The 20,963-nt window shown below is 49.7% G+C and carries 21 protein-coding genes and 1 other RNA gene; 9 read left to right on the forward strand and 13 right to left on the reverse strand.

Features of this window, described 5'->3' with window-relative positions:
- Positions 1 to 110: 110 nt before the first annotated feature.
- The 7 genes from OGX98_RS11445 (at position 111) to OGX98_RS11475 (ending at position 3,781) form a co-directional block, all read left to right on the forward strand.
- A complete protein-coding gene (locus OGX98_RS11445) occupies positions 111 to 479 on the forward strand; it encodes a DUF1090 domain-containing protein (RefSeq protein ID WP_045447878.1) in 369 nt (122 codons plus the stop codon).
- A gap of 33 nt (positions 480 to 512) precedes the next feature.
- On the forward strand, positions 513 to 818 hold the full coding sequence (locus OGX98_RS11450; RefSeq protein ID WP_045447881.1) for an ElaB/YgaM/YqjD family protein: 306 nt from the start codon (positions 513 to 515) through the stop codon (positions 816 to 818).
- A gap of 2 nt (positions 819 to 820) precedes the next feature.
- Positions 821 to 1,216, forward strand: coding sequence for a phage holin family protein (locus tag OGX98_RS11455; protein WP_045447884.1), 396 nt, complete (start codon positions 821 to 823; stop codon positions 1,214 to 1,216).
- Positions 1,216 to 1,515 (forward strand): YqjK-like family protein, encoded by a 300-nt coding sequence (locus OGX98_RS11460; RefSeq protein WP_045447887.1) that lies wholly within the window; start codon positions 1,216 to 1,218, stop codon positions 1,513 to 1,515. Before OGX98_RS11455 ends, OGX98_RS11460 begins: the two co-directional genes overlap by 1 nt.
- Before the next feature lie 216 nt (positions 1,516 to 1,731).
- Positions 1,732 to 2,124 (forward strand): DoxX family protein, encoded by a 393-nt coding sequence (locus OGX98_RS11465; RefSeq protein WP_048220506.1) that lies wholly within the window; start codon positions 1,732 to 1,734, stop codon positions 2,122 to 2,124.
- Between the two features lie 178 nt (positions 2,125 to 2,302).
- Positions 2,303 to 3,289, forward strand: coding sequence for a glutathionyl-hydroquinone reductase YqjG (gene yqjG, locus OGX98_RS11470; protein WP_284097010.1), 987 nt, complete (start codon positions 2,303 to 2,305; stop codon positions 3,287 to 3,289).
- Between the two features lie 126 nt (positions 3,290 to 3,415).
- Entirely contained in the window at positions 3,416 to 3,781 is a 366-nt protein-coding gene (locus OGX98_RS11475) for a DUF805 domain-containing protein (RefSeq protein WP_045449799.1), read from the forward strand.
- Between the two features lie 83 nt (positions 3,782 to 3,864).
- On the opposite strand, the gene yhaJ is transcribed toward OGX98_RS11475, so the two are convergent.
- Complete coding sequence (yhaJ, locus tag OGX98_RS11480; RefSeq protein ID WP_045447896.1) at positions 3,865 to 4,761, reverse strand: DNA-binding transcriptional regulator YhaJ; 897 nt, start codon at positions 4,759 to 4,761, stop codon at positions 3,865 to 3,867.
- Positions 4,762 to 4,865: 104 nt separating this feature from the next.
- On the opposite strand from yhaJ, the gene OGX98_RS11485 reads away from it, so the two are divergent.
- Complete coding sequence (locus OGX98_RS11485) at positions 4,866 to 5,567, forward strand: pirin family protein (protein WP_286595311.1); 702 nt, start codon at positions 4,866 to 4,868, stop codon at positions 5,565 to 5,567.
- A gap of 25 nt (positions 5,568 to 5,592) precedes the next feature.
- Positions 5,593 to 5,742, forward strand: a complete 150-nt coding sequence (locus tag OGX98_RS11490; RefSeq protein ID WP_136345234.1) for a protein YhaL — start codon at positions 5,593 to 5,595, stop codon at positions 5,740 to 5,742.
- 69 nt (positions 5,743 to 5,811) lie between these two features.
- On the opposite strand, the gene OGX98_RS11495 is transcribed toward OGX98_RS11490, so the two are convergent.
- The 12 genes from OGX98_RS11495 to garR form a co-directional block, all read right to left on the reverse strand.
- Positions 5,812 to 7,122, reverse strand: a complete 1,311-nt coding sequence (locus OGX98_RS11495) for an L-cysteine desulfidase family protein (RefSeq protein WP_200010045.1) — start codon at positions 7,120 to 7,122, stop codon at positions 5,812 to 5,814.
- Between the two features lie 24 nt (positions 7,123 to 7,146).
- Positions 7,147 to 8,478 (reverse strand): SLC5/6 family protein, encoded by a 1,332-nt coding sequence (locus OGX98_RS11500; RefSeq protein ID WP_048220504.1) that lies wholly within the window; start codon positions 8,476 to 8,478, stop codon positions 7,147 to 7,149.
- A gap of 382 nt (positions 8,479 to 8,860) precedes the next feature.
- Positions 8,861 to 10,225: an L-serine ammonia-lyase gene (tdcG, locus tag OGX98_RS11505; protein WP_286595312.1), complete on the reverse strand. Its 1,365-nt coding sequence runs from the start codon at positions 10,223 to 10,225 to the stop codon at positions 8,861 to 8,863.
- A gap of 91 nt (positions 10,226 to 10,316) precedes the next feature.
- Entirely contained in the window at positions 10,317 to 10,712 is a 396-nt protein-coding gene (locus OGX98_RS11510; RefSeq protein ID WP_045447911.1) for an enamine/imine deaminase, read from the reverse strand.
- 13 nt (positions 10,713 to 10,725) lie between these two features.
- Positions 10,726 to 13,020: a formate C-acetyltransferase gene (pflB, locus tag OGX98_RS11515; protein WP_048220502.1), complete on the reverse strand. Its 2,295-nt coding sequence runs from the start codon at positions 13,018 to 13,020 to the stop codon at positions 10,726 to 10,728.
- A gap of 28 nt (positions 13,021 to 13,048) precedes the next feature.
- Positions 13,049 to 14,257, reverse strand: coding sequence for a propionate kinase (gene tdcD, locus OGX98_RS11520; protein ID WP_045447917.1), 1,209 nt, complete (start codon positions 14,255 to 14,257; stop codon positions 13,049 to 13,051).
- 31 nt (positions 14,258 to 14,288) lie between these two features.
- On the reverse strand, positions 14,289 to 15,620 hold the full coding sequence (gene tdcC, locus OGX98_RS11525) for a threonine/serine transporter TdcC (RefSeq protein ID WP_045447919.1): 1,332 nt from the start codon (positions 15,618 to 15,620) through the stop codon (positions 14,289 to 14,291).
- Between the two features lie 21 nt (positions 15,621 to 15,641).
- Positions 15,642 to 16,631 carry a bifunctional threonine ammonia-lyase/L-serine ammonia-lyase TdcB gene (tdcB, locus tag OGX98_RS11530; protein ID WP_045447921.1) on the reverse strand — a complete coding sequence of 330 codons (990 nt, stop codon included), beginning with the start codon at positions 16,629 to 16,631 and terminating at the stop codon, positions 15,642 to 15,644.
- A 97-nt stretch (positions 16,632 to 16,728) separates the two neighbouring features.
- Complete coding sequence (gene tdcA, locus OGX98_RS11535; RefSeq protein ID WP_045447923.1) at positions 16,729 to 17,667, reverse strand: transcriptional regulator TdcA; 939 nt, start codon at positions 17,665 to 17,667, stop codon at positions 16,729 to 16,731.
- Positions 17,668 to 18,451: 784 nt separating this feature from the next.
- Positions 18,452 to 18,828, reverse strand: an RNA gene (gene rnpB / locus OGX98_RS11540) — RNase P RNA component class A.
- 32 nt (positions 18,829 to 18,860) lie between these two features.
- Positions 18,861 to 20,006, reverse strand: coding sequence for a glycerate 2-kinase (garK, locus tag OGX98_RS11545; protein ID WP_286595313.1), 1,146 nt, complete (start codon positions 20,004 to 20,006; stop codon positions 18,861 to 18,863).
- A 65-nt stretch (positions 20,007 to 20,071) separates the two neighbouring features.
- Complete coding sequence (garR, locus tag OGX98_RS11550; RefSeq protein WP_225761427.1) at positions 20,072 to 20,962, reverse strand: 2-hydroxy-3-oxopropionate reductase; 891 nt, start codon at positions 20,960 to 20,962, stop codon at positions 20,072 to 20,074.
- Position 20,963 lies beyond the last annotated feature (1 nt).

Below are 20,963 nucleotides of genomic sequence, written 5' to 3' on the forward strand. Positions count from 1 at the left end.
TTTCGCCGTTTAGTGCCTATGATTAATAAACTGGGTTTATGGCCCATGCTTTATTACCTGGAGCAACGACCCCCAAGTAACAGGGTCGAATCACAATGGAAGGTTCAAGAATGAAATACCGCATCGCTTTGGCTATTACCCTTTTCACACTCAGTGCCGGCAGCTACGCCAACACCCTTTGTCAGGAAAAAGAGCAAGATATTCAGCGGGAGATTAGCTATGCCGAAAAGCACAATAATCAGAACCGCATCAATGGCCTGAACAAGGCACTTAGCGAAGTCCGGGCAAACTGTACTGACAGTAAACTGCGCGCCGACCATCAGAAAAAAATCTCAGAGCAGAAAGATGAGATAGCTGAGCGTCAGCGTGATTTAGCCGAGGCGAAGCAAAAAGGCGATGCGGATAAAATCGCAAAGCGCGAACATAAGCTCGCGGAAGCTCAGAAAGAGCTGAAAGAACTTGAATCTCGCGATTACTAAGTACGGTAACTACCCACTCACCTGGAGAGAACTATGTCAAAAGATAATGCTACGGAACACCTGCGCGCTGAGCTGAAATCCCTTGCGGATACGCTTGAAGAGGTACTGAGCTCCTCTGGCGATAAGTCGAAAGAAGAGTTGAGTAAAATTCGCAGCAAGGCTGAACGAGCACTGAAAGAGAGCCGTAATCGTCTGGGAGAAACCAGCGACGTGATTGCCAAGCAAACCCGTGAAGCCGCTGCCCGTGCCGATAACTATGTGCGCGAAAACCCATGGACAGGCGTCGGCATCGGCGCTGCGGTCGGTGTGGTACTTGGCGTACTGCTGTCGCGCCGTTAACAATGGCGGATTCTCATCACGCACAAGGTCCAGGCAAGAGCGTACTGGGTATCGGACAACGGATCATCACGATCCTCGTTGAAATAGTCGAAACCCGCCTGCGGCTGGCCGTCGTTGAACTGGAAGAGGAAAAAGCCAACCTCTTTCAGCTTCTGCTGATGCTGGGGCTGACCATGCTGTTCGCTGCTTTTGGTCTGATGAGCCTGATGGTACTTATCATCTGGGCCATTGACCCTCAGTACCGCCTCAACGCGATGATTGCCACCACCGTGGTGCTGTTGCTTTTGGCCCTCATTGGCGGCTTATGGACATTACGTAAGGCCCGCAAGTCAACACTGTTACGCCATACCCGCAATGAACTCGCTAACGACAGGCGGGCCCTGGAGGATGATGCATAATGAGCAGTAAAGTCGAGCGTCAAAAACGTAAGGCACTGCTGCTTAGTCAGATCCAGCAGCAACGGCTGGATCTGACAGCCACCCGACGCGACTGGCTCGAGGCAACTGGTGCGTACGATCGCGGCTGGAATACACTACTGAACCTGCGCTCCTGGGTGTTAGTCGGCAGCAGCATCATGGCGATTCGCACGATCCGTAATCCTAACCTGCTCGTACGCTGGGCCAAACGTGGTTTTAGCGTCTGGAGCGCATGGCGGCTGGTGAAGGCAACAATCAGACAGCAGCAGCTGCGCGGTTAATCTCCTCACTCCCATGCCTGATGGCGCATCGCTTTCAGGCAGCAAATTTCTCGCTTCTCATCACTCAAATTTTTTGAAAATTACTGACAGTTTTCCTTGCTAACAATTGTCATTATCCACGTTTATTATTCTCTCCATCGACAGCAATGACGCGCTATACAGCGTTGATGCACAAAAAACAAAATATACCGCCTGAGTGGTTTCCTGGAGAGTACGATGAAAAAATTAGAAGATGTTGGTGTACTGGTAGCGCGCATTCTGATGCCAATCCTGTTTATTTCTGCAGGTTGGGGAAAAATCACCGGATATGCGGGTACCCAACAGTACATGGAAGCCATGGGCGTCCCTGGTTTTATGTTGCCACTGGTAATCCTGCTTGAGTTCGGCGGCGGTCTGGCCATTCTGTTTGGCTTCCTGACTCGTACTACCGCGCTGTTCACTGCAGGCTTCACATTGCTGACCGCGTTCATCTTCCATAGCAACTTTGCGGAAGGCATGAACTCGCTGATGTTCATGAAAAACCTGACCATTGCAGGCGGTTTCCTGCTGCTGGCTATCACCGGTCCGGGCGCATTCAGCATCGACCGCGTACTGAATAAAAAGTGGTAAGCAAGCTATAAATTGCCGGTGTGTTGGCTACACTCAGAAACCCCAGTCACATAGTTATTAATGTTCCTGGGGATTTCTTCCCTTGCCGCCTTCCTGCAACTCGAATTATTTAGGGTATATACTCAAAGAAAAAAGACGAGGGGATTAGCTCCTCGTTTTGCTATCCGGGAGAGAGATAATGGGACAACTGATTGATGGCGTCTGGCATGACACCTGGTATGACACCAAATCTACCGGAGGAAAATTTCAACGTTCTGCATCGGCTTTCCGTAACTGGCTCACCGCTGATGGCTCGCCGGGTCCAACTGGCGAAGGTGGGTTTGCCGCCGAAAAAGACAGATATCACCTGTACGTTTCTCTTGCCTGCCCGTGGGCGCACCGCACGCTAATTCTGCGCAAGCTCAAAGGGCTGGAGCCGTTTATTTCCGTTTCTGTTGTAAATCCGCTGATGCTGGAAAACGGCTGGACGTTTGATGACGATTTCCCGGCAGCGACAGGCGATACGCTTTACCAGCACGAGTTTCTCTATCAGTTGTATTTACACGCCGATCCGCATTACAGCGGCAGGGTTACCGTTCCGGTACTGTGGGATAAAAAAAATCACACCATTGTCAGTAATGAATCGGCAGAAATTATCCGTATGTTTAACACCGCCTTTGATGCGCTGGGCGCAAAAGCCGGTGATTACTACCCACCAGCCCTGCAAAGTAAAATTGACGAGCTGAATAGCTGGATCTATGACAACGTTAATAACGGTGTCTATAAAGCCGGTTTTGCCACCAGCCAGCAGGCGTATGACGACGCAGTGGAAAAAGTGTTTGAATCCCTGGCACGGCTGGAGCAAATTCTCGGTCAGCATCGCTACCTGATCGGTGACCAGTTAACAGAAGCTGATATTCGCCTGTGGACCACGCTGGTGCGCTTTGATCCGGTCTATGTCACCCACTTTAAGTGCGACAAACACCGTATTAGTGACTATCTGAATCTTTACGGTTTCCTGCGCGATATCTACCAGGTGCCGGGCATTGCGGACACCGTTAACTTTGACCATATCCGTAATCACTATTTCCGTAGCCACAAAACCATCAACCCGACCGGTATTATTTCCATTGGGCCATGGCAGGACCTCAACGAGCCGCACGGACGTGATAGCCGTTTCGCATAATTTACACAGGCACCCTTCAGGGTGCCTTATTAATTAACATCGTAAATATTTACCCACGAACCAATCACAGCTATTCTTATTTTGATTGCTTTAAAAACAAGTAATTGAATGCAGAACGAGGCAAAAATGGATTGGTATTTAAACGTATTAAAGAACTACTTTGGCTTTAGCGGCCGTGCACGCCGCAAAGAGTACTGGATGTTTGTTCTGGTCAACATCATCTTTACGTTCGTACTGGGCATTCTGGACAGAATGTTTGGTTGGCAACGCGCCGGGGGAGAAGGCATATTAACGACAATTTATGGGGTTCTGGTATTTATACCGTGGTGGGCAGTGCAGTTCCGCCGTCTGCATGATACCGATCGCTCAGCATGGTGGCTGTTAGTGCTGCTGATCCCTATCATTGGCTGGTTGATAATCGTCATTTTCAACTGTCAAAACGGTACGCCGGGTAGTAACCGCTTCGGGTCGGACCCAAAAAACCAGTCCTGACGCGGTATATGTGGATGCCTGATAGCGTAACGCTTATCAGGCCTACAAATGGCTATATTTGCAGGCCTGTAACGGTGCTTGCGCTACTTTCCGGCAAACAGCTTCGGAATTTCCCGTAAACACCAGGATTTCGCCTCACCCATACTGTCCCGTCGCCACGCCATGATGATATCAATTTCATTCGTGGATTCCGGGCTAACAACCCGCAGTCTGCCTGCCGCGATATCCTCTTCCACCAGCGGATACGGCATGGTCGCCACCCCCAGCCCGGCCAACAACGCCTGGCGCTTATCTTCTATCGAACTCACCGTCAGGCGGGGTTGTTTATCCAGAAGCTGAACGGTTAACACCGGGCGCTCTCGGGCGGTATCTGCGACCGCAATACCACGGTATTTCACACGAGTGACCTCTGACAACGGCTCTGGCTCCTGATGGATAGGATGATCCGGTGCAGCTACATAGACGTTCATCAGCGAGTACAGTTTGCGGGAATTAATTTCTGACGATGAGCGAAAATGCATATCCGGGGCAATCACAATATCTGCTCGCCCTTGTTCCAGACGCTCCCATGCCCCTGCCAATACTTCGGTAATAACGGAAAGCTGAGTATTCGCCTTCACAGCGAGTCGGTCGATGAGTGGGAAAAATGCGGCCGTTGGCACCAGCGCTTCGGTGACAATCGTCAGATGCGTTTCCCAGCCGCGAGCCAGCGCTTCAGCATCGGTGGTGAGCTTATCTGCCGCTTCCAGCAGCACGCGCCCACGCTCAAGCAACATCCGCCCCACATTGGTGAATTTTGTACGATGACCTGAACGGTCAAACAATACGACGTCCAGCTCTTCTTCCAGTTTTTGCATCGTGTAGCTGAGTGCGGAAGGTACACGCCCCAGTTCGTCTGCCGCAGCGGCAAAGCTGCCACGTCTGTCAATTGCATCCATAACGCGTAGCGCTTCAAGCGTTAAAGCCCTTTCTTTGGCCATTTCGTTCTCATTCAGGAAATTTGAACATACCGGGCAGAATATCTGGCTAACAATGCAGCGTCTAGCCATTTAACATAAAAGGAAGTAAAGAGAGGTCAAGAACTATGATTACTACCCGAACAGCCAAACAGTGCGGACAAGCAGACTACGGCTGGCTGCAGGCCCGTTATACCTTCTCCTTTGGACACTATTTTGATCCTAAACTGCTGGGTTATGCCTCACTGCGTGTTCTGAACCAGGAAGTTCTGGCACCGGGAGCCTCTTTCCAGCCACGTACCTATCCGAAGGTTGATATCGTAAACCTGATCCTCGAAGGGGAAGCTGAATATCGCGACAGCGAAGGCAACCATATTCAGGCTAAAGCCGGTGAAGTCTTACTGCTCGCCACGCAGCCAGGAATAAGCTACAGCGAGCACAATCTCAGCAAAGATAAGCCATTAACCAGAATGCAGCTGTGGCTGGATGCCTGCCCACAGCGGGAAAATGCTTGTGTACAGAAAAATACGCTGAGCGCAGGTAAACATCAGTTAATTGCATCCCCGGACGGTGAGCAAGGCAGTCTGCATCTTCGCCAGCAGGTATGGGTACACCATGTTGAACTGCAAAAAGGTGAATCACTAAGTTTTCAGTTACATGGACCACGGGCCTATTTGCAGTCAATCCACGGTACTTTCCATGCGTTAACGTCTGGAGCGGAGAAAGAAGCACTGACCTGTGGCGATGGCGCATTTATTCGTGACGAAGCTAACATAACGTTGGTTGCCGATACGCCATTACGCGCTTTGCTGATAGATTTGCCCGTATAGTCAGGGAAAACAAGGGAGTGCGGCTATGAGCAAAAAATCGTCAAAAAAACGGCAAACAAAAGTAGAGCCCAAACCACAGGAAACGGTCACTTTCGGCTACGAAGAAATGCTGACTGAACTGGAAGCGATTGTTGCCGATGCCGAGATCCGGCTGGAAGAGGAAGATGCCGCCTGATAAGGCGGCATCTGATACAGGATCACCTTGCCGGATACCGACGCTAACGCACCTTATCCGGCCGGGTAGTTAATGCGCTTTACTGGCCATAATCTCTATGATCTGCTTGTCGGTTTCCTGCATCGAACGACATGCCAGCGCACACAGATTCGAAATAGATTGCTCCACGTTATGTGCCACAATCCCTTCGTTACCGGTCACGGCTGTATCATCCAGGGCCATGAGTACCGCCTTCCACGCCGCAGACGCACTGGTAGAGACCTTCATCGCGCAGCTGTTTGAAGCGCCATCGCAAATCATCCCGCTTACATCGCCAATCATGCTACTGATAGCCATCGCGATAGTATTGTAACGACCGTCTACCAGCCATGCCATACCTGCCGCCGCGCCCATCGCCGCAGTGGTCGCCGCGCACAAAGCCGACAAGCGTGGAAGCTGATGATGAATGTAAATCGCGCTCAGGTGTGACAGCATCAACGCCCGCGCCAGTTTTTCATCATCGGCACCAAAGTGTTCAGCAACCACCATTACCGGTACCGTGGCGGTAATGCCCTGATTACCAGATCCTGAATTGCTCATCGCAGGCAGTGTCGCCCCCCCCATACGCGCATCCGATGCCGCACTGGTACGGATCAGAATGGCGGTTGAAAGGTCGTTTGCCAGCAAACCACGAGCACACTGCTTCTCAAGTGTGGCACCGATGTGTAATCCCCAGGTTCCGCGTAATCCTTCCTGGGACAATGCACCGTTCAATTTTGCCGCATCCAGAATAAAGCGAATCGACTCAAACGGTACCGCATTCACAAACGCTAAAATCTCTTCCAGCGAAGTATGGGATAACACTGCCAGCGGTGATACCTGCTCGTCGTCCTGCGCCAACTCTTCTTTGGTAAACACCACGCCGTTGTTAGTCTCAATGTGCACAATGTTAGTGTGACCGCCTACAATGGTGACGCACGCCCACCCTTCACTGCTATAAACCTTAGCGCGCGAAAAGAGAATATCCTCGCAAGGTTGCTGCAGCATCACCGCAACCTTCCCGGCTTCCAGCATGGCTTTTGCATCCGTAATGGCTTCAGCGGATGCATCTTTCAGCACTTCTAAACCTGCGCGAGCATTTCCCCCCAGCGCACCCAGTGCAGCCGCGACGGGCAGACCTACCATTCCGGTACCCGGCACGGTGACGCCCATACCGTTTTTCATCAGGTTCGGTGATACCCAGGCATCAATGCGTTCAACCGCGCCGCTCAGTTCAGAGGATGCCACCGCTGCGGCCAGAGCCAGAGAGATAGGTTCGGTGCAACCCAGTGCAGGTTTAACCTCTTCCTGCACCGCGCGGATAAAACTATCCCATATTGGATTCAATGTAGTCTCAAACATAACAACGACCTTTGCTCAGATAACTCAAGAAAATGCCAGGAACGGAGAAACGCACAACAGCAGACCTGTGATAATAATCAGATACAGAGATGCGCCTTTATATTTGTGTAGTGCAGGAACCTTGTAGACCAGCCAGGCCGGAATCAAACAACCCACCATGCCGAAGATTGGGCTACAAATAGAAGTGAAGCTCAGTACCGGCGCATTGAGCACAATCGCACTCCAGGCCAGTAAGATGGCGAATACCATGATGCCGCGCTGAACGAGTGTTTCATTGATCTTTTCGGCCGGCATTTTGCGGCGCAGTACGTTCATCACAATACCCTGGGTCGCTTCACGGAAGCCTAAGTAAACGCCAAAGAAAGCGGTCATAACGGCGAAGATATTCAGAATTACGCTGACGATTTTCACCCAACCAGCGCCATCCCCGCTGATAAACTGCGCGGCAATCGCCAGAGCGGAAATATTCTGCTCATACGCTTTAACTGCTTCGTCGTGACCCATTGCTAAAGTGAAAGAAACTGCGTAGAAAAAGACGGTGACAAACAAAATACCGAACGCGATATTCATAGCGCGAAGGGCTTTATGACGTGCGACCTCAATGGATTTTTCACGAGAACGGTACGAAATAACCATCGGGCTTAAGGTTTGAATAAACAGAATTGAGGTCAAGGTGAATGGCAGTGTGATAATCGCGTTTTTAATCAACAGCGCCATCGGCGGCAGCGCGCCAATGTTGTGAAGATGCCACATCCCGACCATCGAAACGCCCAACGCCGCCACCACCAGCAGTTTGGTTAACACCATACCGGTGGAGATTTTAAACAACATTTTTTCGCCGCGTGACGAGATGGCAACAAGAATGCAAATCAGCACCAGACCATAGAACGGGCTGTCAGACAGTAGACCTTCTGTAACGCCAAACGTGTGCAGATATGAGGCGCTATCGTTAGTAATGGCGGTGGAATAAACGAACATCCAGATAACCAGCATCACAAAATACAGAGCACCTAACAGGATGCCCCAGTTTTTGCCTAAATAGCCGCTAATGACGCTCGGGTAATCTTTACACTCAGGAGACTCAGCCAGCGTATTGATAAACAAACGCTGGAACAAATACATGGCGGGGTAGCCGATAACAGAGGATAACAGGAAAACCCATAACCCCATCAGGCCCACCTGAACGGGAAGAAAAACAATCCCCGCACCAATCGCCATTCCAATACTCATAATGACCCAGCCAGTATCCGTACTGTCGAACTTAATGGCTTCCCGCCATTCGCTTTCGGTCATGCCAGCCCGACGCGCCGGAGCGGATGCATCGAGTATTACGCTATTATTCGTTGCCGTTTCCATAATTTCTCGCTCAATGTGTAGGTAGAGGTTTTTTTATTTTTGTCGTACTGCCTCAAGGCGATACGCAGTACATGAGATGCAGGCGAGTTGTTTGAATGAAGAAATCATACGCGCAGGGTCAGAGAAAAACTTCACAAACAAGCCCCTGTAATTTCTAAAAGTTAAGAAATATTTTCTCTTTTATAGGAAAATTAAGAATTGAGTTTCTATTTTTGAAGCAGATCACAACAAAAAAGGTGCACCTAAGTGCACCTTTTTTATCATGCCATTTTGATTAATTCACCGTCGGATGGCGGCGCTTGCGCCTTATCTGATCGACAAAAGTCACAAGCGCGCGTAAACCGCAGGCCTGATGAGCGTAGCATCAGGCACAGCTATCACCTCAGGTACAAACCACTTTGATCGCCAGACCGCCACGAGAAGTTTCACGGTATTTATCGTTCATGTCTTTACCGGTTTCGTACATCGTCTCGATAACTTTATCGAGTGATACACGTGGCTCAGACGTGCGACGCAGCGCCATACGCGCGGCGTTTACGGCTTTTACAGCGTTGATCGCGTTACGTTCAATACATGGAATTTGTACCTGCCCCGCCACCGGATCACAGGTGAGCCCGAGGTTATGTTCCATCGCGATTTCAGCGGCAATACAGACCTGTGATGGGCTGCCGCCAAGCAATTCAGTCAGCCCGGCTGCTGCCATTGAACACGCCACACCAATCTCTCCCTGGCAGCCCACTTCAGCACCAGAAATAGACGCATTCATCTTATAAAGCGCACCTATCGCCCCTGCGGCCAGTAAATAACGAGCAATTGAATTCGCATTCACCGGGCGACGGAACTTGTCGTAATAGGCCAGCACCGCGGGGATAATCCCACATGCGCCGTTCGTCGGTGCGGTAACGACCCGACACCCGGCCGCATTTTCTTCGCTCACCGCCAGAGCGAACATGTTGATCCAGTCGATGACGTTCATCGGATCGCTGGACAGGTTATCGCTGGAAACCAGCAAACGGCGTAACGCCACAGCGCGACGTGGAACGTTAAGAGGACCAGGCAGGACGCCTTCAGTGTTCATGCCACGCTCTATACCGGCATGCATGACGTCCCAGATTTGAGCGAAGCCCGCATCAATCTCTTCTTTACTGCGCATCGCCAGTTCGTTTTGCATCATCAGGCCGGAAACAGAAAGCCCGTTTCTCTCGCACAGCTTCAGCAATTCGCTGGCGGAATGGAAGTTGTACGGCACATGCGCCTCGGTATCGTGCGCCAGGCCAAAATGTTCCTCTTCAACAATAAAACCACCGCCAACGGAGTAATAGGTTTTACTTAACAACTTCTCTTCGCCATTCCATGCAGTAATCCGCATTCCATTTTCATGACGTGGTAGCGTTTCTGTATGGAAAAGAATGTTGCTCTCTGGAGGGAAATCGACCACATGTGTACCCCCGGCAACCGGCAAACGTCCGGAGCGGGTCACTTCCTGAATAAAACCAGCAATTGCGTCAATATTCAGGCTCTGCGGGCTGTTACCTGCCAGCCCCATCATGATGGCGACATCGGTCGCATGGCCTTTTCCGGTCAGGGAAAGCGAACCATAAAGATCGACGACAATGCGCGTGGTCTGAGGTAATTCTCCGGTACTGACCAGTTGGTCGATAAAACGTTTACCTGCATTCATTGGTCCCACGGTATGGGAGCTGGAAGGTCCAATGCCAATCTTAAAAATATCGAATGCGCTAATCATATCCACACCCTCGGATTGCCGTTCAGTGAAGACCAGGTTTCACACTCATTACAGGATTGGGGCGATCCTGACGATCGCCCCGCGGGGGGGATTACAACGTGTCGCCACGTACGGCGATGGCTTCAATCTCCAGCTTCACATCCTTCGGCAAGCGAGCAACCTGCACGCAACTGCGCGTTGGGTAGATTGCTTTATGCTCATCAAAGAACTGCTGATACACCTGGTTAATCGTGGCGAAGTCATTCAGATCAGCAACAAATACGGTGGTCTTCACGATATCGCCCACTTTCAAACCCGCAGACTCCACGATCGCTTTAACGTTTTCCAGGCTCTGACGCGCCTGATCGGCCACGTTTTCTGCCACTTCACCCGTTTGTGGACACACCGGGATCTGACCTGAGGTCAGCACCATGCTGCCCAGATCCACACCCTGCACGTAAGGCCCAATGGCCCCTGGCGCACATTCAGTTGCAATAATTTTTCTCATAGCCCCTCCGGCGTTAAAGCGCCTGGGTGAAAGTACGTGAAATAACATCCTGCTGCTGCTCACGGGTGAGTGCATTAAAGCGCACCGCATAGCCAGACACGCGGATCGTTAGGTTCGGATAGTTTTCCGGGTGCTCAATCGCATCCATCAGCATTTCGCGGTTCATGACGTTAACGTTCAGGTGCTGCCCGCCTTCGACATGCGCTTCATGATGGAAGTAACCGTCCAACAGACCGACCAGGTTGGTTTTACGTACGCTATCCTCTTTGCCCAGCGCCGCCGGCACAATGGAGAAGGTGTACGAGATACCATCTTTGGCATAGGTAAATGGCAGTTTGGCAACTGAGGTTAACGACGCAACGGCACCTTTGCGATCGCGACCGTGCATCGGGTTTGCCCCTGGTGCAAACGGAGTACCTGCGCGACGTCCGTCCGGCGTGTTGCCGGTTTTCTGTCCGTACACCACGTTGGAGGTGATGGTCAGAATAGACTGCGTCGGTACCGCGTTACGATAGGTCGGTAACACTTTAATTTTCTTCATAAAGCGTTCAACCAAATCGCAGGCAATACTGTCTACGCGCTCATCATTGTTACCGTACTGCGGATAGTCGCCTTCAATTTCGAAATCGACTGCCAGACCGCTCTCATCACGGATCGGTTTCACTCGCGCATATTTGATAGCCGACAGGGAGTCCGCCGCGACGGAAAGACCCGCCATGCCACATGCCATCGTGCGATAGACATCACGATCGTGCAGCGCCATCAGTGAGGCTTCGTAGCTGTACTTGTCGTGCATATAGTGAATGATATTCAGCGCACTGATGTACTGCACTGCCAGCCAGTCCATAAAGTGGTCCAGGCTCTCCATCACCGTGTCGTAATCCAGCACATCATCCATCAGCGGAGCCGTTTTCGGACCCACCTGGATTTTCAGCTTCTCATCCACACCGCCGTTGATTGCGTACAGCAGCGTTTTGGCGAGGTTGGCACGTGCACCAAAGAACTGCATTTGCTTGCCGATAACCATCGGGCTGACACAGCAGGCGATGGCATAGTCATCGCTGTCAAAGTCAGCACGCATCAGATCGTCGTTTTCATACTGTAAAGATGAAGTGACGATAGAGACCTGTGCAGCATATTTTTTGAATGCAATCGGCAGAGCTTCAGACCACAGTACCGTCAGGTTCGGCTCAGGTGCTGGCCCCATGGTGTGCAGTGTATGCAGGTAGCGGAAGGAGTTTTTCGTGACCAGCGTACGACCATCCAGCCCCATACCGCCAATGACTTCCGTTGCCCAGATAGGATCGCCCGAGAACAGGGTGTCGAATTCCGGTGTACGCAGGAAACGCACCATGCGGATCTTCATAATGAAGTGGTCGATCAGTTCCTGAGCCTGCTGCTCGGTTAAGAGCCCGGCTTTGAAGTCGCGCTCAATATAAATATCGAGGAACGATGCGGTACGGCCCAAAGACATTGCGCCGCCGTTCTGAGATTTCACCGCTGCCAGATAAGCAAAGTAGACCCACTGCACAGCTTCCTGAGCATTACGCGCCGGACGGGAAATATCGCAACCGTATTTCGCCGCCATTTCCTGCATTTGCAGCAGTGCACGACGATGTTCAGACAGCTCTTCACGCAGGCGAATCGTAGCTTCCAGATTCTGCCCCCACTCCAGATTCGACTGGAGATCGGCAAATTGCAATTCACGTTCACGCACCAGATAACGGATCCCGTACAGTGCGACGCGGCGATAGTCACCGATGATGCGGCCACGACCATAACCATCCGGCAGACCGGTTAATACACCGGACTTACGGCAGCGCAGCATATCCGGGGAGTAAGCGTCAAATACGCCCTGGTTATGGGTTTTTCGCAGCTCAGTAAACTGGTATTCAAAATCCGCGTCCATCTCACGACCATAGGCATCAAAAGAGCTTTTGATCATGTTAATGCCGCCAAACGGATGTAGGGCACGCTTGAGCGGCTTATCCGTTTGCAGACCAACGATCTTTTCCAGTTCTTGTTCGATATAACCCGCATCGTGTGCGGTAATCGTTGTTGCAATGTTGGTATCGAAATCAACCGGCGCATGCGTCGAGTTTTCAATACGGATGCCCGCCATCACTTTTTCCCACAATGCTGTGGTCGCTGGCGTCGCTTCGGCGAGGAAAGATTCATCCCCTTCATAAGGCGTATAGTTATGCTGAATAAAATCACGGACATTAATTTCTTCTTTCCAGTCCGTACCTTTAAAGCCAAGCCATGCTTCGGCATACAGCATATCGCTGGTATCGATATTTACCTTCATGAAAAATAATCTCTCTACTGAAAATTAATTATGCAAATTCCACTGGTGCGTTAACTTTGCCTAAATTAATGGCATCGAGTGCAATCATTTTCTCTTCATTCGTTGGAATAACAGCGCAAATAGCTCGGGCATCTTTACCTGAAATAATTCGCTCACCGTGGGAATTAGGCAGGCTATTCATATCGCTGTCGATATTCACTCCGAATACGGCCAGATGTTCAATTACCATACGGCGAATTAAGACCGAGTTTTCACCAATTCCACCGGTGAAAATAATCCCATCAAGACGATGAAGCGATGCGGCATGCCCGGCGATATGACGTGCAATACGATGTACAAACGTCTTAATTGCCAACTGCGCACGCTCGTGTCCTTCGTGCCAGGCTTTCTCCAGCGTACGTAAGTCAGAAGACAAACCGGAAATACCCAGTAAGCCAGACTCTTTATTGACCACGCGCTCAAGGTCGCTCAGTGTCTGGTTGGTTTCACTCGCAATCCATGCCATCGCACCAAAATCCACATCACCGCTGCGCGTCCCCATCATCAGACCTTCCAGCGGCGTCATACCCATTGAGGTATCAACGCTTTGCCCATTCCGGACCGCACAGATGGAAGCACCATTACCCAGGTGAGCGATCACTAAACCAGAATCATCATTCTGGAGGCCGAGAAGCTCATGTGCGCGCTGAGAAACATAGCGGTGCGAGGTGCCATGAAAACCATAACGACGAACCCCCAACTCCTCAAAGTATTTCCACGGTAAACCGTACAGATAAGCTTCAGGTGCCATCGTCTGGTGGAAGCTGGTATCAAATACAGCAACCTGCTGCACTCCCGGGAAAAGATGTTGCGCGGATTCAATCCCGCTCAGGTTCGCATAATTATGTAACGGTGCTAAAGGTGATACCTGGCGAATATTATCGATAACTTCATCAGTAATTATTGCTGACTGCGTAAAGATACTTCCGCCGTGGGCAATGCGGTGGCCAATTAAGGCCACACTGTCCATTAAATTACGTTTCTCCAGTTCAACTGCAATTGCTTTTAATGCATCTTCGTAGCTGTGGTGAGCCAGCTTAGCTGGCTCTCCTCCATTAATTGCTATGAACGCATTTTCAGAATTAATACCGTCCGCAATTCCCGCCATTAAAACATCACAGTTAGCTGCATCCAGCACTGAGAATTTAATTGAAGATGAACCGCAGTTAATAACCAGTACTACCGGAAACTCATTCATTTCACTACTCCGCTCATCCTGAGCTTAAGGATTAAAACAGTTTGTAGACAATGTTCAGGATGGTCAGCAAACCAATCACGGTAACAAACACGTTATCCAGACGGCCACGGTATTTTGCCAGTGACGGCGCTTTACGGATGGCGTACATCGGCAGCAGGCAGAGCAGTGAGGCGATAATTGGCGCGCCCATCGCTTCAATCAGGTCCAGGATATTCGGGTTGGCATAAGCCACGACCCAGGTGGAACCCATGATGAAGATCATGCTGATGGTGTTGAGCTTGCCCATTGAAACTTTGGTTTTATCGCCTTTGTAACCAAACTTCAGTACCAGACCGTTCAGACCTTCAAGCGTGCCCAGATAGTGGCCGAAGAAAGATTTGAAGATGGCAACCAGTGCGATAATAGAAGCACCGTATTCCAGAATGGTTGCGAAAGTCGATTTCGTACCGGACAGTGAAGCAAAGTGGTTCGCCAGGTAAGAAAGTACCGGAATGTTCTGCGCTTTCGCTTCAGCCATATTAGCCGGAGAGAGGGTAAACAGGCAGCTGAAGGCGAAGAACATCACCACCGCAACCATCAACATACTGGCGCGGGAGATGATTTTTGAACATTTCTGCTCGGTAAATTCACGACCAAAATCTTTCTCATACTCTTCACGTTTAGAAACTACGAAGGAAGAGACAATCGGCGAGAAGTTGAAGGAGAACACCATGATGGAAATACCCAGCCATACAGTGACCAGAATACCGTCATGCCCGGTCAGCGCTATATTACTGAGATCCACCTGATCGATAACCGCTGAGTTCCAGTAAGGGATCAGGGACAGAGAGATAAGCACCAGGCTGGCAATAAATGGCCATACCAGGAAGCTCATCACTTTAACCATCAAATCTTTACCAAAATAGATGACGAATGCCATCAACAGCAGCAGGAACAGTGCCACGAAGCCACGGTTAAGCGCTGGCATCTGCAACTGGTTTTCCCAGAAGGTCATAAAGGTGTTGGTAATGGTGACGCCATAAATCCACAACAGTGGGCAAATCGCAAAGAAGTAGAGGAACGTGATGACCACGCCACCTGTTTTACCAAAGTGCTCTTCAACCGTTTCTGTGATGTTACCGGAAGGATTAGAGCCGGAAAGACACAGGCGTGCCAGTGCACGGTGGCAATAGAACGCGATGGGGTACGCTAACACCAACATTAACAGAATGGGGATCAGCCCGCCAAAACCTGCGCGGATAGGGAAGAACAGCACCCCGGCGCCGATGGCTGTACCAAATAAACCCAGTGTCCAGGTGGTGTCCGATTTGCGCCAGGACGATTGTTTTGTCTGGCTGGATACAATGCTATCAGTAGTACTCATATCCTATCCTCAACGAAAATATTAAGCGTCAACTAAACCAGTAATTTGGGATACACGAGAAAGATCGATATTACCACCAGAAATAATGCTGACTGTTTTTCTATTCTGGATATAGCTATCTAATTTCCCGCTTAATAATGCTGCACATGCCAGAGCACCGGCACCTTCAGTCACAACTTTATTTCGCTGAATTAATGCCACCATACTGTTGCGAATTTCATCTTCGCTGACGAGGACAATGTCATCTACCAATTCACGAACGATTTCATAAGTCAAATTACCCGGGCGGGAAACGTCACAACCATCCGCCAGGGTGCCGGTCGTTCGATGCGTGGTTATTTCTCCAGCGTGGAAAGATGCCGCCATGCCGTGAACGTTTTCAGACTGTACGCCAATAATTTTAATTGTCGGGTTGATGGATTTAATTGCTACAGCAATACCAGCAATCAGACCACCGCCGCCAATTGGTACAATCACGTTATCGACATCGTACAGATCTTCCAGAATTTCCAGGCCAATGGTGCCCTGACCGGCAATCACTTTCGGATCATCATAAGGAGGAATAAAGATACGGCCTTCAGTCTCTACAATCTCGCTTACCTTCGCGATAGTGTCGTTGAAGTTGTCGCCGTGCAGCACAACTTCTGCTGAGTAATCGCAGGTTGCAGCCACTTTAGACTTCGGCGCACCTTTTGGCATCACTACTTTGCCATCGATACCGAGCATTGCGCAGGAGAGAGACACCCCTTGCGCATGGTTACCTGCGGAACAAGCCACCACACCTTTCAGTCTTTCCGCCTCTGTTAATGAACTGAGCTTATTAAAAGCACCACGGATTTTAAATGAGCCAGTACGCTGCATATTTTCAAACTTGAGGAAAATTTCCCCTTTGCAACGTTCACTAAAATAGTTAGAGCGAGGCATTCCCGTTTTATAAATTTTCCCCGCCAGTCTTTTTTTCGCTTCGAGGATATCTTCAATTGCAACTGGGAGATCGTATGTAATGTGCATTAGAACCTCTTACCTGGGTATTAAAGTAAATAGATAGCCGTTACCAACGTCTGATATAGACAGATGGCGTTAATTCCGTATTAAACAAATTCAATCATTAATCAATTTCAATTAACTGCTTTCGTCTATGAGAATTGTAAGATGAATATTCTTTGGCTAATTCAACCAAAATTGATGCTGCTTTTTTTATTCGATAATTTTTAGACCAAACGGCGGCATAACGCGCAACCGGTAAGGATTCTTCTACCGGAATAGTAATAAACTGGTTTGAACCAAATGGAGTGGTCATATCGCAGGGAATTACTGTTAAGAAATCAGCATTGAGAACAAGATTATAAATCGTGACGACGGAGTCTGTTTTAACGATGTTTTCACTGCTGATGCCATTTTTTTGTAACGTGGTAAGAAGTTCGCTGTAGTACCCCATATTCGTTTGTGGCAACACCCACTGTTCGTTTTTCAACGCTTTCAGCGTGGTGATGCCGGTGCATGTTCGGGAGTTACTGGCTACCAGAACGAACTCTGACTCAAAGAGCGGCTCCACATGTAGATCGTGTAGTTTCATCTCATCACTCAGTGTACCAATAGCGAAATCCAGTCGCCCGTCACGAACCGCCGGTAAGAATGAGGATAGCTGAGCCTCATACATGGAAACCTGCGCTTTCGGGAACACCTCTTTAAACTTCTTAATCATGCCGGACATGATGGTAAAGGCAATCAGTGAAGGAAAGCCAAACGACACATCAACAACTGCATTGCCCGTCATGCTGTTCATCTCATCCACCATGTTTTTCATTTCACGGGTAATGGATTCAGACCACGAGAGCATCACCTGACCAGCCTGAGTCAACGTAACGCCTGTATTTTTACGAACCACTAACTCAATACCAAAATAAGCCTCAACATCATTAATGATTTTACTGACAGCAGGTTGAGTTAATCCTAATTCTTTTGCAGCTGAGCCGATAGAACCACTTCTAATGACTTCCTGAAAGACCACTAAGTGCTGTGTTTTAGGGAGAGTAATAGTATTCATATCGACCTGCGTTAATTACTTTGTTGACGGCAGGGAGTGTACCAAATTAAGTGAACAAGGATATGTGCGACCACTCACAAATCCCCTTCACTTACATTTTGTAAGATTATTATAAATCTATTAATCACTTATTAATCAATGCAATACAAAAACGCGATCTCACTTTAACCTGATTTTAATCAAAAAAAGATGGGGGGATAACAAAAATTTATGGCAATAACACACCAGGTTTCTTAGATATTTCAAAAGATCGTGAAAGGCTATATTTCAAGCAATTACAGAGTATTTATCGGGCTGAATTACGCTTAAATTTAATGAGTAACTTATCAAATATAATTATATTTATATCATAATTGTGGTTAAATAATGTTATGGGTCACATTTTTTTGCCCCATATGTTTGTAAAGAAACATTGCATTTATTGATATTTAAACTTATTCATACAATAAATTATTATGCGCAACAATATATTAACACGGTTTTTGCGCAGTTTATCAGCAACTAATTTTGTGATAGCGATCGATTGCGTTCGTTTTCTCTATCAAAAATTACCAAAGGTAGCGTTTTGTGTTAGCCATCACAAAATCAGAAATCTCCCTCGATACATCTCTCTCTAATAGAGGAATCCCGATACGGAAATAAGCAGAAATAAAAAATAGATTCGCAAAGAATTAATGTAGTGCGTTTGCAACGCCTGCCCGTAAATCGACCTGCAGGATAATGGTGTAAACGGCTTGTCCATGCTGCAAAAGCAAAAACCCCGCCGAGGCGGGGTTTTCTTAAAAGTTGAAGCTGACCGATAAGCCGGGTTCTGTCGTGGACAGTCATTCATCTAGGCCAGCAATCGCTCACTGGCTCAAGCAGCCTACCCGGGTTCAGTACGGGCCGTACCTTATGAACCCCTATTTGGCCTTGCTCCGGGTGGAGTTTACCGTGCCACGGACTGTTACCAGCCGCGCGGTGCGCTCTTACCGCACCCTTTCACCCTTACCTGATCCCACTTGCGTGGGCCATCGGCGGTTTGCTCTCTGTTGCACTGGTCGTGGGTTTCCCCCCCAGGCGTTACCTGGCACCCTGCCCTATGGAGCCCGGACTTTCCTCCCCTCCGCCCGTCTCCCCCGAAGAGGACGACGACGAAGCGGCGACTGTCTGGTCAGCTTCGGCGCGCAGTATAGAGGGTTTGCGGGCCAATGTCACCCCGCACTACGCATTCCTATCGCCAGCGTAGCTGCGATGTTTCGTGACGCCCGATAAATATTGTCAAATGCTCCGCGAAATGCCTCTTCCAGCGTACCTATGCTGGTCAATACACTAAATACCGCATCGATACCATATTGATGTACGACGCCTACATCCCGCGTCAGGCTGCCCGCAATACCAATTACTGGTTTGTGGTACTTCTTCGCCACACTGGCCACACCAACCGGTACCTTTCCGTGAACACTCTGGCTGTCGATACGGCCTTCTCCTGTGACCACCAGAGTACAGTCGTGAATATGTTCTTCCAGATTGAGGGCCTGGGTAACAATCTCAATACCGCTGCGCAGCTCTGCACCTAAAAATGCCGTTAATGCCGCCCCCATCCCCCCCGCAGCCCCTGAACCAGGAACGTTCTTCACATCCACTCGCAGCGATTTTTTAATGATATCGGCATAGTGAGAAAGATTACGGTCCAGCTCAATAATACGTTCCTCGGTTGCCCCTTTTTGAGGGCCAAAAATACGGGAAGCGCCCTTGTCACCGGTCAGAGGGTTAGTCACATCACAGGCAACACGGATAGAACAGTTTTTTAATCGCGGATCCAATCCTGAAATATCAATGCTGTTCAGGCTATTCAGGCAACCGCCGCCGTAGCCAATTTCAGTCCCATTGGCATCGCACAGTTTTGCCCCCAGAGCCTGCACCATGCCCGCTCCACCGTCATTGGTTGCACTGCCGCCAATGCCGATAATGATGCTTTTCGCGCCGCTTTCCAGCGCTTGCAGAATCAATTCTCCAGTGCCACGCGATGTAGTCACTAATGGATTGCGTTTTTCAGGAGGAACCAGAGCCAGCCCACTGGCTGCCGCCATTTCGATAAAAGCAGTTTTACCATCCCCGGACATGCCCCAGCAGGCATTCACTTTTTCGCCCAGCGGGCCAGTCACCAGGGCTGAATGTTTAGTCCCATGGGTGGCGGCAATCATGGCTTCAACCGTCCCTTCACCACCATCGGCAACGGGAACTGAAACATATTGCGCATCGGGAAAGATTTCCCGAAATCCTTTTTCTATCGCCTGAGCGACCTCAATGGCGGAGAGGCTTTCTTTATAAGAGTCTGGGGCAATTACGATTTTCATAGTTATGTAGCCTGACAGTGCCGCGCAAGGCAAGAATTACAGGGCGCGAGAAGGCGCCCTTCTTGTTAGCGAGTGACTTCCACTTTCGCCAGTTTTTCGTAATAGCATGCAAGAGCACTATGATCAGCAGTGCCCAGCCCATCTGCACGTAGCGCCTGCATCATCTCCATGACTGCAGCAGTTAGCGGCAGTTGGGCGCCCACACCATGGGAGGTGTCCAGTGCATTCGCCAGATCTTTTATATGCAGATCAATACGGAAGCCTGGTTTAAAGTTTCTGTCCATTACCATCGGTGCTTTAGCATCCAGCACGGTACTCCCGGCAAGACCGCCACGGATGGCCTGGTATACCAGATCTGGGTTAACGCCTGCTTTGGTCGCCAGCGTCAGTGCTTCAGACATAGCGGCGATGTTCAGCGCCACAATAACCTGGTTTGCCAGCTTGGTTACGTTACCCGCACCGATGTCACCGGTATGCACCACAGAACCCGCCATCGCTTTCAGCAGATCGTAATATTTATCGAAAATCGCTCTATCACCGCCGACCATCACTGACAGCGTGCCATCAATCGCCTTCGGTTCACCACCGCTGACCGGCGCATCCAGCATATCTACGCCTTTCGCTTTCAGCGCTTCGCTGATTTCACGGCTTGCTAACGGTGCGATGGAGCTCATGTCGATCAGCACAGTCCCCGGCTTAGCACCTTCAATAATGCCGCCTTCACCCAACGCTACCTCTTTCACGTGCGGCGAGTTTGGCAGCATGGTGATGATCACATCGCACTGTTCAGCAATAGCTTTCGCCGTGGTAGCGGTTTCTGCGCCTGCGGCAATGACTTCCGCAATCGCTTCAGGGTTACGGTCAGCAACCACCAACGAGTAACCTGCCTTGAGGAGGTTTTTACTCATTGGTTTACCCATAATACCGAGGCCAATAAAACCAACTTTCATTGTCATA

This window comes from Citrobacter sp. Cm046, assembly GCF_030333065.1.
GTDB lineage: Bacteria > Pseudomonadota > Gammaproteobacteria > Enterobacterales > Enterobacteriaceae > Citrobacter > Citrobacter murliniae.

Coding starts and splice junctions, on each gene's coding strand:
- garR (WP_225761427.1), bottom strand. CDS start 20,962: ATGACAATGAAAGTTGGTTTTATTGGCCTCGGTATTATGGGTAAACCA.
- OGX98_RS11455 (WP_045447884.1), top strand. CDS start 821: ATGGCGGATTCTCATCACGCACAAGGTCCAGGCAAGAGCGTACTGGGT.
- yhaJ (WP_045447896.1), bottom strand. CDS start 4,761: ATGGCCAAAGAAAGGGCTTTAACGCTTGAAGCGCTACGCGTTATGGAT.
- tdcA (WP_045447923.1), bottom strand. CDS start 17,667: ATGAATACTATTACTCTCCCTAAAACACAGCACTTAGTGGTCTTTCAG.
- tdcD (WP_045447917.1), bottom strand. CDS start 14,257: ATGAATGAGTTTCCGGTAGTACTGGTTATTAACTGCGGTTCATCTTCA.
- OGX98_RS11475 (WP_045449799.1), top strand. CDS start 3,416: ATGGATTGGTATTTAAACGTATTAAAGAACTACTTTGGCTTTAGCGGC.
- OGX98_RS11450 (WP_045447881.1), top strand. CDS start 513: ATGTCAAAAGATAATGCTACGGAACACCTGCGCGCTGAGCTGAAATCC.
- OGX98_RS11445 (WP_045447878.1), top strand. CDS start 111: ATGAAATACCGCATCGCTTTGGCTATTACCCTTTTCACACTCAGTGCC.
- OGX98_RS11510 (WP_045447911.1), bottom strand. CDS start 10,712: ATGAGAAAAATTATTGCAACTGAATGTGCGCCAGGGGCCATTGGGCCT.
- OGX98_RS11465 (WP_048220506.1), top strand. CDS start 1,732: ATGAAAAAATTAGAAGATGTTGGTGTACTGGTAGCGCGCATTCTGATG.
- garK (WP_286595313.1), bottom strand. CDS start 20,006: ATGAAAATCGTAATTGCCCCAGACTCTTATAAAGAAAGCCTCTCCGCC.
- OGX98_RS11495 (WP_200010045.1), bottom strand. CDS start 7,122: ATGTTTGAGACTACATTGAATCCAATATGGGATAGTTTTATCCGCGCG.
- tdcC (WP_045447919.1), bottom strand. CDS start 15,620: ATGAGTACTACTGATAGCATTGTATCCAGCCAGACAAAACAATCGTCC.
- OGX98_RS11500 (WP_048220504.1), bottom strand. CDS start 8,478: ATGGAAACGGCAACGAATAATAGCGTAATACTCGATGCATCCGCTCCG.
- pflB (WP_048220502.1), bottom strand. CDS start 13,020: ATGAAGGTAAATATCGATACCAGCGATATGCTGTATGCCGAAGCATGG.
- OGX98_RS11460 (WP_045447887.1), top strand. CDS start 1,216: ATGAGCAGTAAAGTCGAGCGTCAAAAACGTAAGGCACTGCTGCTTAGT.
- OGX98_RS11485 (WP_286595311.1), top strand. CDS start 4,866: ATGATTACTACCCGAACAGCCAAACAGTGCGGACAAGCAGACTACGGC.
- tdcB (WP_045447921.1), bottom strand. CDS start 16,631: ATGCACATTACATACGATCTCCCAGTTGCAATTGAAGATATCCTCGAA.
- yqjG (WP_284097010.1), top strand. CDS start 2,303: ATGGGACAACTGATTGATGGCGTCTGGCATGACACCTGGTATGACACC.
- tdcG (WP_286595312.1), bottom strand. CDS start 10,225: ATGATTAGCGCATTCGATATTTTTAAGATTGGCATTGGACCTTCCAGC.
- OGX98_RS11490 (WP_136345234.1), top strand. CDS start 5,593: ATGAGCAAAAAATCGTCAAAAAAACGGCAAACAAAAGTAGAGCCCAAA.